Source organism: Bacteroidia bacterium, assembly GCA_025056095.1.
Taxonomy (GTDB): domain Bacteria; phylum Bacteroidota; class Bacteroidia; order JANWVE01; family JANWVE01; genus JANWVE01.
This window is the reverse complement of sequence record JANWVW010000048.1, coordinates 1-15,531: the sequence shown is the minus strand read 5'-3', so window position 1 is coordinate 15,531 and position 15,531 is coordinate 1. Positions and strand designations below refer to the sequence as shown.

Here is a 15,531-nt window from a genome sequence, read left to right as displayed (position 1 = left end):
CGTTAGCGAAGCACCGAAGCGAAGCGTAGTGCGGAATGCCCCGACCCTTGCGTCAGCAAGGGGCACGCCCAAAAAATTAGAAAAAAATCAAAGGATAAAAATATCAGACAAATTGTCATTTTTATTTTACTCCCCCCTGCAAAAGCACACATATCCCAAACGCAGTGAAACCAAAACCACAGTATATTCGTTCAAACTGCGTGAAAGATACACAAGAAGTCCAAGATAAAATTCCTGTATCCAAAGTAGCTCGCGCCACTGCTTTTCTAAAAACTGGAGTAAAAGTTGGTGCAAATTACGTCAAACATTATGCTAAAAAATTAGTTACCGAAGTAAATCAGGAAGAATTAGATGAGAAAAATGCTGCGGATATCTACGAAACGCTAAGCCAACTCAAGGGCAGCGCTCTCAAAATTGCCCAAATGATGAGCATGGATGAGCAAAACTTGCCAAAGGCTTACACTCGTATATTTGCCCAAGCTCAATATAAAGCTCCACCACTCTCGGGTCCGCTGATAATTAAAACTTTCAAAGATGCTTTCGGTAAAACACCACAGGAAATTTTTGACACGTTTGATATGTCCGCTTCGCATGCCGCTTCCATAGGACAAGTACACAAAGCTACCAAAAATGGACAACACTTTGCCATTAAAATTCAGTACCCAGGCGTAAAAGAAGCTATCTCATCAGACCTAAAAATGGTCAAACCCTTTGCTATGCGGCTAATGAAAATGAAAGAAAAAGAAATTAACACTTATTTACAAGAAATTGAACAAAAGCTCATAGAAGAAACAGACTACCTTTTAGAATTGAAACAAGCTCAAGAAATTAGCTCACTATGCAGAGATATACCTAACGTTAGCTTCCCTAAATACTATCCCGAATATTCCGCAACCAAAGTGCTTACCATGGAGTGGATATTCGGCAAGCACCTTGACCAATTTTTAGCAGAAAATCCTTCCCAAGAGCGTAAAAATAAAATTGCCCAAGCAATATGGGACTTCTATAACTATCAAATACATTACTTGAAAAAAGTCCATTCCGATCCTCACCCTGGTAATTTTTTAATTAGTGAACAGGATATCTTATACGTGCTTGACTTCGGTTGTGTAAAACAGATTCCAAAAGAATTTTACGAAGAGTACTTTAAGCTTACTCACCCTGATGTTTTATCTTCGGATGAAAAAACTGAACTTTCTTTGCGAAAATTAGAAATTATCCGAGATAGCGATAGCCAAGAGCAGGTTAAGTATTTTGTCAAACTTTTTCAAGGTATGCTTAAAATTCTTGCACAACCTTACTACCAAGACAGTTTTGACTTTGGAAATCCTAAATACTACTCTGATGCCCAAAAATATGCGGATGAACTAAGTAAAATGCGAGAAGCTAGAGGTTCAAAACATTTCTTGTATGTCAATAGGACATATTTCGGAATTTATAGTATGATGCAGCAGCTTCAAGCTCATATCAACACAGGCAAGGAATGGAATTTGAATAAATTTGTAGTCCTTGAATAAAAACCGATAGATTAAAGTTTTGTAAATCAATGTGATTAAAAAATTTTTTTTCAAAGCAACGTATCTTTCTCTGATGGTGAGAATAGCTTAGGTTGAAGTGCTTTGACCACAAAGCTTTTTCTGTGGTGTACAGTATAGCCATACTTGCTTATCGCTTGAATATGCTGCGGAGTTGGATATCCAACATTTTTATCCCATTGATATTCTGGGTAAAGCTTGGATAGCTCATGCATATAAGCATCACGATAGTTTTTAGCCAATACACTTGCAGCTGCTATACTTTGATATTGCGCATCTCCTTTAACTATACAAGTGTGCGTAATACCTGGGTAAGGCTTGAATTGGTTGCCATCTACCAATAAATGCATAGGTAGAGGTTTTAATTGTTCAATAGCCCTGTGCATAGCCAAATAAGTGGCTTGTAGTATATTTAGTCTGTCAATTTCTTCCACAGAAGCTACACCAATAGCATAAGCAATAGCTTGATGAATAATATAAGTACTAAGTTCCTTTCTCATTGCAGGGGAAAGCTGCTTGGAATCTTTAAGATTTGGAATTTCTACATTTGTAGGCAAAATAACCGCTGCGGCTACTACAATTCCTGCTAAACAACCTCTACCTACTTCATCTACTCCTGCTTCAATAACATTTTCTTTGTAGCACTTTTTGAGCATAGTTATATCAAATTTAGTTTTCAAATACACAAAAACTTCAGTACTCTGTGTAAATAAAAGGAACCGAATCAGCCTGCTGAATTTGATAGACAACTACTATTAAAATAACGGCTATTAAGACTTTTATTACTCCGGGCAAATAAATGTAACGCTCTATCACGAACTCTTTGTATATTTTTGGCGTAAAGTGAAGTAAATAACCTAATATTACAAGTAAAAATACCTTGTATGAGTTTGCCCATACTTGGGGGATAGCATCCCAATTAAAGTGAAGGGCAATTCGGTTGAGCATCACACTTATTTTATCTAACTCTCTGCAGTTGAATAGGATATAAGTAAAAATAATAAAATGAAAAGTGAGTAGCCAACTCAAACTATTGTATAACCAAGGTGGTAATTTCTTTGTCCATTTTTTACGCTGTTTGCGTGTAGCAGTTTCAAAAGCAATGACTATTCCATGACTTACTCCCCACAATACAAAGTTCCAGCTTGGGTTATGCCATATTCCTGAAAGAAAAAATACTATCAAAACTCCGAATACACTTGCCCATATTCCCCAATTTCTCAAACTCATACTCAATGGCATGAAAACATAGTCATTAAACCAGGTAGAAAGGGAAATGTGCCATCTGCGCCAAAATTCTGTCATATTTTGAGCGATAAAAGGAGTATTAAAATTTGCGGTAAGTTGAAAGCCTAGCAACATAGAAAAACCCATAGCCATATCTACATAGCCTGAAAAATCACAATAAATTTGAATACCAAACGCATATAAAACTGTTAAATTCTCAAAACCTGTGTATAAATTAGGCTGATCAAATACACGAGCTATGAAGTTGGAATAAATATAATCTGCAATAAATGCTTTTTTGAAAAAGCCTACCATTATCCAGTAAAATGCTTTACCTGCTTGTTCTATGTTTAATGAATAAGGTTGTCTTATTTGAGGTATAAACTGTGAAGCTTTATCAATAGGACCCATCAATACATTGCCGAAAAAAACAAGGTAGAGGTAGAAGTCAAGAAAATTTCTACAAGGTTGAATAATTCGTCTTTTAACATCAAACAAGTAGCTTAGTGCCTTGAAAGTATAAAAAGATAGACCTACGGTTTCTACTGCATGCTTGACAAAAGGGATATCATCTGTGCTAATGTGAGGGGCAAAAATGCTGTAATAAGTGTGAATAAAAAAATTTGTGTACTTAAAGTATCCTAACACACTAAGGTTGATAACCACTCCTATAATCGCAATATTCCTGCGCTGGGTTTCACTTTCATAAGTGTTTAGCCATAAGGCTATAGCATAGTTTAGTACAGCCATTGAAGTAATCATAATTACTACGGGGTAATCCCCTGCTTTGTAGTAAAAAAATAGACTAAAAAGAATGAGTAAAAGGGTTCTAATTGTGATATTTTTATGAACTACTGCATGAATAGCAAACAACAAAGTAAATAGAGTAAAAAACATCCGAGTATGGAATGCCATAGAATGGCTGGAGCTATATGCGAATTGAGATAAATACTCCTGAATAACATTTGGTAGCAGCATAGTACAGTGCTACAAAATTAAGCATTAGATTTTCATACAGACATAAAAAATACCCCAAAACAATCTTGTTTTGGGGTATAGGAATAGGTTTGAAATAGGTTATTCTTTGGTTACCATTATGCGATGTGTGTAAATATGCACTCCATTAGTTACTTTGAGCATATACACACCCGCAGGTAAATACGCTGTGGATACGTTTTCAGTATATGTACCTGCTGTATAGCGATATGTTTCACTCCAAACTGTATTGCCCTTAATGTCTACTAGAGCCATGTTAACATCCATAGATTGAGTAATATTAAGAGTGATATTGAAGTTGTCCACGGTTGGATTAGGATAAATTTGAATGTTACCTTGTCCGAATAGCGCATCGGCAATGGAGTTAGGTGCAAATTGTACACAGGTAGAGTCATTTGAGGGATTAGCATCAGGGTTTCCGTTCGGATTTATAGTACGGATACAAACTGTAGGTGTGTTAGAAGAGGGCGTGTAAGATGCGGTGAATGTATAGTTAGCACTACCTCCTGCGGGAATAGTTCCTGTGAATGTTTCAACTACAGGACTGCCTGATGGGTGTTCCCTGAATGAAACTTGTACAGTATTGAGTGTAGTTAATCCTAAGTTTCTGATTTTAACAGTAAGTGTAGTGGGTGTTCCTGAGGTTACAAAAAGCGGTGCTACAATGCTTTCTGCACTTGCATCTATCTGTATAGATGAGCTAGAAGCATTACCATTCAAAACAAGAGTGTCATTGAATTTTCTCACATCATTTGGGGTATTGATGTATGCTTTTAGTATAAAAGGACCTGTACCTACGTTAAGAGTAGTAGTATAAGTGTAGAACACACTATCTCCAGGGTTTATAGTTCCTAATGGCGTAGCCATTTCTACAACAGGCGCATTGGTATTAAATTTATAGCATAGTTGAGGGTTACTTACAGCACGAGTTCCTACATTGACAATAGCTACTTTCACAGGAACGCTAGCCCCTGGAATCATAGAAGTGGTAGGGTTAATAATAGCTGCCATTTTCATATCTATTCTATCTACACGAAGTGTTGTAATAATTGTATCGTTAGTTCTATCTTGATCTGCGGATAAATCCGTCCATATTTTGAAAGGAAGAATGCCAACTGTGGAAGCTAAGTAAGGTGTAGGGAAAGTGAAATGAATAGTGTCATTAGGTGCTACCGTTCCTGAATAAGTAGCGCTAACTGCTGCCGAGCTACCTACCTTGTATCGTAAGGTAAAGCCTGACAGTGCTTCATTGCTTAGATTTTTGACTACAAATTTTATCGGAACTAAATCATTTTCTAACACTACAGAGGGCACAGGGCTGAGCAGCGCAACTGCTTTTAGATCTGCCCGCTTAATAATCAAGTTTTTCTTTACTGTATCATCAGAGGGAGTATTATCGCCTGTTGCTTTAACCCAAACTACTAGTTGGTCAGGTCCGAGTGCGGTAGGTACAAAATAACCTGTGAAAGTGTAATCCACAATCTGACCGGGTGTAATTGTGCCTGAGTAAGTTTCAGTAACTAATGGTGCTGTGGTACTTTTCATAGATACAGTAGGATTGGTTACAGCTACTGCTCCATCATTTTTGAAGCGTACAGTTACAGGATTGTTGTATCCTATGAATGCTACTGAAGAAGAGGGAACAAGAATAGAAAGTGCTTTGAGATTAGTAAATGGCTGTATGTTCACGTTATAGTCTTCTGTTTCACCTTCGTCAAAAGCACCACAGGGCATAGGAACAGGCATAGTTCCGTACGCATACGCATATACTATACGCATACGCGTTACACCTAAAGTAGCTGTAGTGGGTGCTGTTATAGTTCCTGTAATTGGAGTACCTGAAGTTCCTGAACCTGTAAAGACTTGTTCTGTGGCGCTAAAATTACCATCCTTATCATAGTCAATCCATACGCCCACATTATAATTGATACCCCAATTCACATACGCAGTATTGATAGTAATAGGAGTAGCAACATTTATTTCAAGTGGAGCAATCGGTGTAGGATAAAATATGTATTTGCTGTTTAGTGTTCCTGATGATAAAGTAGTTGTACCTAGTTGCACACCTGATATATAAGCTTCCCAAAAACCACCTGTAGCAGTAGAACCCGAAACACAATAATCAATTAGACGGCTACCTGTAGGTGCAGTAGGACTTGGCACTGCGCCGAATGGAGCAGCAGAAATATAAATGCTATCACAAGTGGCATCAATCACATTACCCATGGTAGCCGTAGGTAGCACATCGTAAGTTAACCAGAAGTAGTTCGGTCCTCCTGTAAGCACTTGAGTACCTGTAAAGTACATTACACCACTTGGTGAAGGAATTGTAGAACCGAATTGTGTAGTAGCCGAGAAAGTGGGATTGTTGCCTGTGTACCAAAGTTTAGCGTTGGCAATGTCAGAAACACTTGTAGTACCTAAAGTGCTCAGCTTTATTTTAGTAAGATTAAAAGGACTCAAAGAACCTGTAGTATTAATCTTAATAGCAATTACAGGGGCATGAGTGGTACCTCGCGTTACAATATCTGTAATTTGTATAGTTTCAGCGCTATTATAGACCATAGGGGTAGGTGCGTTAATGATAACTACGTAATCTTCTGTTTCACCATACCAAAAATTGCTACAAGCATCTGCAGCGGTGGGAACAGTTGCATAAGCACAACGTACTCGCAGACGCGTCGTACCTGTACTAGCAGAAGAAGGAATAGTAACCATGCCTGAAAATACACCTGTACCTGAACCAGGGGAAGAATAAACAAACTCTCCTGGATCAGAAAAATCACCATCAATGTTGTAGTCTATCCATACACCAAAACCTTGACCCCAAGCAGGCCCAGATTGCATGCTAATGGAATAAGTGTTGCCTGGGTTAACTACAGTCGAAAGTGAACTGTAAAATATGTAGTTATTGGGATTACCATTACAACCTGATGCGTTGTTAATTATTGTGTTAAAGGAGAAATTGTTGATATAATCCCCTGAACTACATAGAACAGAATAAGTAGGTGTACAGTACTGTGCGTAGTACTGACTTACCCACAAGAACAAGAACAAGCTAAGTAGCAGGTTTCTCCCTATATTCATATTCATTATTTCTTTGTTAATAAATTACAACTTTTTTAGTTATCAATTGGTTACTTGAAAGAATTCTACAGTAGTATATTCCTTTTGGCAAGTGAGTTAAGTCCATAGGCAAAACGTAAGCACCTGGCAAGTAAGTATTTGTAAAGCCATGTACTTTTTGCCCTTGTAGGTTATAAACTTCTATAGCTATGTCTTGACGCTTAGCAGAATTGAACTGCATGCTAAATTGACCTCCATTAGGGTTAGGGAATATTTCTACATTAGAAATATCAGGAATGACGTTGTCTCGAACATTGCTGGGCGCAACAGGTTCAGGTGTAAAGGTACGACAGAGTACATCATTAGAAGTGTTACCGTCTACTTGATTATTGGGATTCATTGTTTTGAAGCATAGTACCATTGTGTCTTTTGTCGGTGTAAATGTTCCCGTAAAGTTGTGTAGAATCTTAGTACCAGGTAGTACCACTGTACCATTTACAATATCTACAGAAATAGGTGTAGTAGCAAACTGTTCTCTTACTTCAATGGTGTAATCCGTCATTACATTACTTCCTAAGTTTTCTACCCAAACACTTAGAGTTGTCGGCTGGCCTGCCTTAATATAAGCAGGAGAAGCTACACTCTCAGGGCGTATATCTATAATCGGTGCCCCTATCGTAATTGTAGTAGTCGCAGTGTCATTGGATGGATCTAAGTCATCGTACATCTTAACCCATGCTTTTATAGTGTATGTTCCCGTAGTGGTAGGTGTGAAAGGTATAGCAAACAAGTGATTAGCCGTACCGCCTGGCGGAATTAAACCCGGATACACAGAGGTTACAGGTGTTCCATTATTAACTCTATAACCTAAAACAGGGTTAATTGCATCTTTTGTACCCACATTTTTAATGTAAATTCTGGGTTTATAGTTACCTCCTACAATAAAAGGAGCTGTTTCTATCCTTACAGAATCAGCTTTACAATTTTTCAAATCTGCTCTTAAACAGATGGGACCCAGTGTGTCATTAGTTCCATCGTGCTCCAAACCAAATAACTTAACATATATCCACATGTCGTATACACCATTAGTAGGTAAAACTAGAGTAGAAGGAATAGGAGCACTGCTAGGAGCACTAAATTTATATGTAAATGTACTACCTGAGGGAAGACTAGTAATTTTAATAACTGTATCCGCATAATCTACTAAAGTAGAACCTAATTTGACAAAATACCCGATACGCATTGAGTCATTGTTAGAGCTAGTTAGCGCTAAGTCGCCCATATTTTTTACAGTCATCTTAACAGGATATTCAACGTTAGCAAACAAAGATGTAGGGCATTGCACAGGTTCTACCAAAGCTTCTGCTTTCATATCTCGTTTAGGAAAAACCAACTGCTTATTACAAAGTGTATCATTAGAAGGGAATTTATCTTGATAAGCTACTGTATTGCCATTATGTACAGACTTGACCCATGCACAAAGTGTATCTCTTCCTAAATTGTTAATAATCAAAGGTTGAGGGTGGGCAAAGATATAATTTGCCCCGGGGTTTATCATAGTACCTCCCGCAGGGCAGGTAGGACACATCATTGCAGTATATACACCTGGATTGTAAGGTTTGTTTACACTACCTGGGCTAAGCTGCCAAGTTACATAGCAAGTGTCAATAGGATAAACCCCAACATTATCTAGTTTCATAGATATTGGATAACTACCTGCGCTACTAAAAATATTTGTTAAGGGCAAACCCAAAATTTGATCTAACTTCATGTCTACTCCATCTACTGTGGCTTTATAATCCTGAATATGACCGAATACAGCACCACCGACCAAAGTAGCGCAGTTTGAGGTAAGAGCAGATGAAGCATTAAAAGCACTATATCCAAAATTAACTACAATTACTCGTAAAGCATGAGGTCCAGGAATAGCTGAAGCCGTAGGGACGTTTATCACAATGTTATTTACACCCGAAGATAAATGAGGAGCAGTAGATAAGTAAATATTCTCAGATGCCTCAAAATTTCCGTTATCGTTCCAATCTACCCATACACCTAAACGAGATGGGTCTGTTACTGTTATCTTAAAAGTCTGTGGAGAACCTGGAACTATCTTAGCAGTTTGATTGATAGATTGGTAGCCCGAAGTAGGGCATGTACCTGTCCAGTTAATTTTAGGGCTTCCTGTAACTGGATACTCTAGTGCAGTTATGCCGTTGCTACTACAATCTAACCCCGTACAGGGGGTAGTCATTGCTTGGCTAAATCCTGTTTGATAACTAAAAATTCCAAGAAACAAGAAGCAAAGAGCAATAATACCGGTTCTCATTTTCATCACTACTTATTTATTATTATTTACAGTTAGCCTGTTGAAATTCTAACACAAATATAATACACATTACACAACTATGCAAAGTTTTGTAAAAAAAATCTTGTACTTGAAGATAAAAACAAAACAGCCACAGCTTTTTCGAGCTATGGCTGTTGTTGTGATTGTTCAAATTACTCTATTACAAACTTATTAGTATAGATACCACTATCTGTTTTGAGCGTGTAGAAGTACATACCCGCGGGCAAGTCTGCTACGTTGATAGTAGATACATACTGACCCGCGCTTACATTCTGATTAGATACGGACTTCACAGTCTGCCCCATAATATTGGTAATAGTGATTTCTACCTGCTTAGATTGAGTTACACTGTAAGGAATGTTGATTTCTGTACGGGCAGGATTGGGATATGCAAGACCAAGTATCACAGTATTATCTACTGTGTTAGCATTCACAGAAGTGAAAGGACCTGCTGATCTCAATTTAGCATACCATATAGGATACTCAAAAGCGTACTCTTGTACATAGGCTACATGAGGTATCATTATACCATATCCACCCCATCCTGAAGAATACTTGTACCGAACTTGAGTGGGTAGCATGTAACTAATGTTATACCCTTTTGCAAAGCCTGCGTGAGGTCTTTCGGAAGCAAAAGTATTTCCATCATAAATAGGATAAGTTTCATCTCCGTTTTCTTCTAAGTATATAGGTGAAAATACACTTTGGGTTGTGTTTGCGGGATTTACATCTAATATGTCTGTACTTGTCCAAGTTGTACCAGGCTTGTAATACATGAAAATAACTACAGTTTTGCTGGAGCTATCTGGGCCTATTTTAGCTGCAGGGATTTTGTAGGGACTAGTGTATCCGTAGCTATTCATAGCAATCTGTAAGGATTTGCCACCATCACTAGTATCAGCTTGACCCAAAGGTATTTTGTACAATCTGAACTGAGTTGCACTTGCAGGAATACGCCAAGTATTTTGATTAAAGCCTAGAGAGGTGAAATAGATAGTATCTTCGCCATAGTTGGTTAGCCAACTTGCGCCACTGAAGAAATAAGTGGCCCACGAATTGACACTACCTCCTCCATGCCCAGACATAGGTGTAGACGCAGGTATTCCACTAGTAGTATAACGAGAGCAAGGAATAATTTGCAACACTACGGTATCTTTAACAGAGCTGGGCATAGAAGCAGGGCGCTGATAATAGTAAGGAATAATTAAAGAGTCAAGATAGTAGGTATATACCCCTGCAGTGGAAGTCCCACTTCTTAATATAGTTAGGTCTCCATGGTCTGGTAAAGAAGTGCTACCAAATACGGCAGCAGCAGGATCAAGTCTAAGAGCATACCCGTGTATAAAAGGATCACCCACTGTACTACTATATTGTGCTTGTATGGTAGAGTCAGGGAACATGTAGTTTATAAATGGGTCAGACAATCCTGATGTGCTGTTGACAATTTGTGAAGCCTCTACATAGCAGTACCAGCGCTCACCTAATGTGGCTGTTCTTGCTTCAGGATGAGCACCTCTATGCAGCACGGGGCTTTTAGGATAAGGGACTCTTTTTACAACTTGATTTTGGAAGTCCATGCTATTAGGCACAAACGGCATTAAGTTCTGTGCGTATATCGCACCGCCAAACAGTAGTAGAGCAAGGATACAGATAGACTTTTTCATATTCATAATGGTTTCACAAATTTAACAAGTTTTTTTTACATTGCAACACCTATCGCAAAATAATTATGGATTTTTTGTTAAAAAAAGTTCAAGACAATGTATTTCAAACCTTTTCAAATCCACAAAAACTACATTTTTTGCTTGCTATAAGTGGAGGAATAGACTCTATGGTACTTTTAGATATCTATGCAAAACTTAACCTATCTTTTCACATAGCCCATGCAAATTTTCAACTACGCGGTCAAGATTCGCTACAAGATGAAATATTCGTACTTGAACAAGGTAAAAAATACGTGGAATCTTCAAAAATTCACATCCAACGTTTTGAAATCCATAAAATACACCAAAATTTGAAGGATACTTCCGTGCAAATGTTAGCTCGCCAACTACGTTATCAATGGTTTTATGAGTTACTCAATACTTACAATTTAGACTACATTGTAACCGCCCACCACGCCGATGACAATATTGAAACCTTTTTTCTCAAATTGTTTCGCAAAAGTCCACAAGGTCTATCAGGCATGGGCATGCTATCTGAAAAACGCATATTCCGCCCATTACTCAATGTGTTTAAGATAGAAATTCAAACGTATGCAGTACAGAATATCATTTTTTACCGCGAAGATAGTTCTAACCTCAAAGATGACTACTTACGTAATCATATCAGGCATCACCTTATTCCGTACATAGAAAAACATTACCCAACCTCTAAAAACGCTATCCTTGCCATACTTGAATATCAAAAGCAAATTAACCTAATGGCAAATACATACTTCATGGATATATGGCAAAAAACCGTTACACAGCACTTGGATTGCTATACCATTGACCTTATTGCTTTGCAAAATTATCCTACCCATATTCACTCTGCTTTACCTTGGTATTATGCAGACAAATTACGAATAGGCACTAATCAATTTGAGCAATTTAAGTACCTTTTTCAGCCCAATACGACTACAGGTAAAGAAATGCGAACTTCTACCCACAAAGCCGTACGCTACAAGAACCTTATTCAAATTTTTCCTATCAATACAGATGGAGCAGAAGAACTTAAAATTTACACGGTAGCTCAAAATTTAGACATCCTTACTCAAATAGACAAAAACTATATCTTAATAGCAAGTGATTACATAGCTACATGTAAAGATAACCTATTTAAACAGGTTACCAGAATTCAGCGTTGGCGTGCAGGTATGAAAATACTTCATCAAGGTAAGATGAAAAATATTGCAGATTTACTGCCTAAGTACAACATTACCCCTTATCAAAAAGAATATCTGTATGTAGCAACTGCTCCAACAAAAATTGAGAAAACATATTCCCATTTACTGAATAATTTTTCCAACAATGCTTTGTCCATTTCTTTTGAAGTTTTATTTGTATTTTTTTGCCCAAGAAACGTACTTTTGCAACTTAAATAGTTATGAATGTTCCTTTCGTAGATTTTAAGCCCAGCAATGAACAATTTAGACAGCGTGCTTTACAAATATTTGAGCAGGTATTTGACAAAGCTTGGTACATTTTAGGGGAGCAGGTCCAAAAGTTTGAACAAGAATATGCGCAATATCACAAAGTAAAACACTGCATCGGTGTAGCTAATGGATTAGATGCTTTGCATATTGCTTTGCGAATAAAGGAAATTACTAAGGGTGATGAAGTAATTGTACCCTCTAATACATACATTGCTACAGTGTTAGCCGTTTCTTTTGTAGGGGCAAAACCTGTTTTTGTAGAACCCCGAATAACTACCTATAACCTTAACCCAGAGCTTATTGAACAAGCCATCACTGAAAGAACTAAAGCTATTATTCCCGTACATTTGTATGGGCAAGCTTGCGAAATGGATGCGATTATGCAGATAGCGCAAAAGTACAATTTATATGTTGTAGAGGACAATGCGCAAGCTCAAGGGGCATCATATAATGGTACAAAAACAGGCGCTTTTGGACATGTTAATGCCACTAGCTTTTACCCAAGCAAAAATTTAGGCGCTTTAGGCGATGCAGGGGCAATTACCACTAATGACGATGTGTATGCATACAAGTGCAGAGTTATGCGTAACTATGGCTCACAAAAACGCTACTACAACGAAATGATAGGAATAAATTCTCGTTTAGATGAAGTGCAGGCAGCTTTATTGCGTATCAAGTTAGAGTTTTTGGATACTTGGAATGCAGAAAGAAACACAATTGCTCAAAAGTATATTGAGCAGTTAAATAATGTAGGCGACCTTATCCTGCCCACCACAGCCGAAAAGGCTACACACATCTATCACTTATTTGTCATTCGTACAAAGTACAGAGATAAGCTACAAGCCCACTTGCAAAATGATGGCATTCAGACAGTTATTCACTATCCTATTCCTCCACATCTTCAAGAGTGTTACCAACATTTAGGATATAAAAAAGGCGATTTTCCTATTGCGGAAGAAATTGCGGACACTTGTTTAAGTTTGCCCCTCTTTGTAGGAATGACCGAAGCGCAAGTACAAAAAGTTTGTCAAAGTATAAAAGCGTTTTACGAAAATGTATAATCAAGTTTATTTTGCTTTGTAGGAAAGGTAATTACCGAAGATTAAGTTTTTATTTTTTGGGCGTGTCCTTGTGGGCGTTTCGCTGCGCTCATGCCCACAAGGTCGGCGTGCTTCGGGCTACGCTCACGCTTCGGTGCTTCGCTGCGCTTCGCACCGTGCTGACGCACGCCCTTCGCATGCCTCACGCGGCAGCTTTTTGATGTTTTACCCTGTTTTTATACATGCTTTACTGTACCTTGTTTAAGATTGATTATCAACTGCTTACAAGATTAAAAATTTTTTACCTTGTTTCAAATGTTATTATTTTATCTTATTTTACATTGATTTTCAAGTATTTACAAAATTAAACCTTGAATACATGAACTTTTTATATCTCTTTAACCCTGTACATATAAGTTTTACTTTATTTTAAATTGATTTTCAATAATTTGCAAGATTAAAATATATTTTTATCTTGTTTAGTGTTCATTTTCAGGTATTTACAAGATTACGTTTTGAATAACTGAACTTAGTTTGATAGCGGCGTGTGCGTGAGGCATGCGGAGGGTGCGTAAGCAGTGCGGAGCGTAGCGAAGCACCGAAGCGATAGCGTAGCCCGTAGCACGCCGACCCGAGCGCAGCGAGGGACACGCCCAAAAAAAGTAAAATCAATCAATAATATCTAACCTAATATATAACATAAAATCTTGTCAAAGACAATAAATTTTACATTTGTACAGAATGTTTTATTTTTGTAAAAAACTTATCAATTATGGCATTAGACCGTTTCGGTATAGCAAAACGAATAGCCCAAGAAATCAAAGATGGCATGTATGTAAATCTCGGGATTGGCATACCTACTTTGGTAGCTAATTTCATCCCATCAGGCATCAGTGTGGTGTTGCATACAGAAAACGGACTTTTGGGTATGGGTCCGTTCCCTTATGAGGACGAAGTAGACCCTGACTTGATTAACGCAGGAAAGCAAACCGTTACAGCACTGCCTGGGGCAGCTTTTATGGACTCAGCAGATAGCTTCGCCATGATAAGAGGAGGACATATTGACCTCACTATATTAGGAGCGATGGAGGTTTCTGAAGAAGGCGATATTGCTAATTGGAAAATCCCAGGTAAAATGGTAAAAGGTATGGGGGGAGCTATGGATTTAGTTGCCGCAGCAAGAAATATCATAGTAGCTATGCAACAAGTAAATAAAAATGGCGAGTCAAAATTATTACCTAAATGCACCCTACCACTTACTGGGGTTAAATGTATCAAAAAAATCGTTACAGAACTAGGGGTATACGAGGTAAATAATGGCTTTGTGCTTTTAGAACGAGCCCCAGGCGTAAGCATAGAAGAAATCAAAAAATCTACTGCAGGTAAATTGATTATCAACGGAGAAATACCTGAAATGAAACTTTAATATCACCCAAGAAACAAATGACGGGCATACATATTTTTAATAAAACAAACATGAATAGAGAACAAAGAAACGTGTTTTTTTAGTTTTTCTTTTTATCTTCCTTATAAGGCTTCGTACTGAGGTGCATAAAGACTCTAGAATTATTGTGCATATTGATTAGACTTTATGAACACAAGGTTTAAGGAGATTTTTGGTTAAATAAGCACGCTGATAATCAACACTTTACAAAAAATAGCATGATTTTGTATTTTTACATATAACACATTGAAAATCAGTATAAAGTAAATTTGTGTACGCTGTTTAAGAAATTTCTGTTCATAAACTCTATTGTAAATTCGAAAAAATGTCTTAAATTTGTGGCACAAAATAGTAAATAGCAATATGAAAAAAGCAAAGTGGTTTTTATTTGTCTTATGTTGTGGGGTAATACTTGCTACCACCTCCGCATGCAATCAAGAGGGGTGTCGAGGAGTGGGAGGCAAACCTCGTGTTCATATACCCAAACACAAGCCACCTGGACTCTTCCCTAAGGGTGCGTGGGGTTCATATAATGATGTACCTGAGATATCTCAAACAATTGTCAAAGGATAACGCACCGGTATTATGTTAGAATGGATAACACTGAATAACATCAATCAGCTGACAGACATATCCCGAGACTCTTACTACAAATATCAGTTAATATTCAAGCATAGTACCCGATGTAGTATATCTGCTTTAGCACTGGATAGGTTAAATAGAGAATGGCACTTTGATAG

General features: G+C 37.7%; 13 protein-coding genes. 7 read left to right on the top strand and 6 right to left on the bottom strand.

Going from position 1 to position 15,531, the window contains the following annotated elements; all coding sequences use genetic code 11:
• The coding region (locus NZ519_05625; protein ID MCS7028228.1) for a hypothetical protein at positions 1 to 229 on the top strand (229 nt) is incomplete at its 5' end.
• Entirely contained in the window at positions 201 to 1,517 is a 1,317-nt protein-coding gene (locus tag NZ519_05620) for an AarF/ABC1/UbiB kinase family protein (GenBank protein MCS7028227.1), read from the top strand. The genes NZ519_05625 and NZ519_05620, both read left to right, overlap by 29 nt.
• Positions 1,518 to 1,567: 50 nt before the next feature.
• On the opposite strand, the gene NZ519_05615 is transcribed toward NZ519_05620, so the two are convergent.
• The 5 genes from NZ519_05615 to NZ519_05595 form a co-directional block, all read right to left on the bottom strand.
• On the bottom strand, positions 1,568 to 2,191 hold the full coding sequence (locus NZ519_05615; protein MCS7028226.1) for a ribonuclease HII: 624 nt from the start codon (positions 2,189 to 2,191) through the stop codon (positions 1,568 to 1,570).
• 37 nt (positions 2,192 to 2,228) lie between these two features.
• Entirely contained in the window at positions 2,229 to 3,740 is a 1,512-nt protein-coding gene (locus NZ519_05610; GenBank protein MCS7028225.1) for a hypothetical protein, read from the bottom strand.
• Between the two features lie 99 nt (positions 3,741 to 3,839).
• A complete protein-coding gene (locus tag NZ519_05605) occupies positions 3,840 to 6,809 on the bottom strand; it encodes a GEVED domain-containing protein (GenBank protein MCS7028224.1) in 2,970 nt (989 codons plus the stop codon).
• A gap of 52 nt (positions 6,810 to 6,861) precedes the next feature.
• On the bottom strand, positions 6,862 to 9,120 hold the full coding sequence (locus tag NZ519_05600) for a T9SS type A sorting domain-containing protein (GenBank protein ID MCS7028223.1): 2,259 nt from the start codon (positions 9,118 to 9,120) through the stop codon (positions 6,862 to 6,864).
• A gap of 203 nt (positions 9,121 to 9,323) precedes the next feature.
• Positions 9,324 to 10,841: a T9SS type A sorting domain-containing protein gene (locus NZ519_05595; protein ID MCS7028222.1), complete on the bottom strand. Its 1,518-nt coding sequence runs from the start codon at positions 10,839 to 10,841 to the stop codon at positions 9,324 to 9,326.
• 59 nt (positions 10,842 to 10,900) lie between these two features.
• On the opposite strand from NZ519_05595, the gene tilS reads away from it, so the two are divergent.
• The 3 genes from tilS (at position 10,901) to NZ519_05580 (ending at position 13,612) form a co-directional block, all read left to right on the top strand.
• A complete protein-coding gene (gene tilS, locus NZ519_05590) occupies positions 10,901 to 12,256 on the top strand; it encodes a tRNA lysidine(34) synthetase TilS (protein MCS7028221.1) in 1,356 nt (451 codons plus the stop codon).
• Positions 12,257 to 12,258: 2 nt separating this feature from the next.
• Positions 12,259 to 13,368, top strand: coding sequence for a DegT/DnrJ/EryC1/StrS family aminotransferase (locus NZ519_05585; GenBank protein MCS7028220.1), 1,110 nt, complete (start codon positions 12,259 to 12,261; stop codon positions 13,366 to 13,368).
• A gap of 70 nt (positions 13,369 to 13,438) precedes the next feature.
• A complete protein-coding gene (locus tag NZ519_05580) occupies positions 13,439 to 13,612 on the top strand; it encodes a hypothetical protein (protein MCS7028219.1) in 174 nt (57 codons plus the stop codon).
• 227 nt (positions 13,613 to 13,839) lie between these two features.
• On the opposite strand, the gene NZ519_05575 is transcribed toward NZ519_05580, so the two are convergent.
• Positions 13,840 to 14,004 (bottom strand): hypothetical protein, encoded by a 165-nt coding sequence (locus tag NZ519_05575; GenBank protein MCS7028218.1) that lies wholly within the window; start codon positions 14,002 to 14,004, stop codon positions 13,840 to 13,842.
• A gap of 115 nt (positions 14,005 to 14,119) precedes the next feature.
• Here NZ519_05575 and NZ519_05570 point away from each other — a divergent pair, with 115 nt between their 5' ends.
• The gene (locus tag NZ519_05570) at positions 14,120 to 14,773 is read left to right on the top strand and encodes a 3-oxoacid CoA-transferase subunit B (protein ID MCS7028217.1); all 654 of its coding nucleotides are present in this window, start codon (positions 14,120 to 14,122) and stop codon (positions 14,771 to 14,773) included.
• A gap of 381 nt (positions 14,774 to 15,154) precedes the next feature.
• Positions 15,155 to 15,364, top strand: coding sequence for a hypothetical protein (locus NZ519_05565; protein MCS7028216.1), 210 nt, complete (start codon positions 15,155 to 15,157; stop codon positions 15,362 to 15,364).
• Positions 15,365 to 15,531 lie beyond the last annotated feature (167 nt).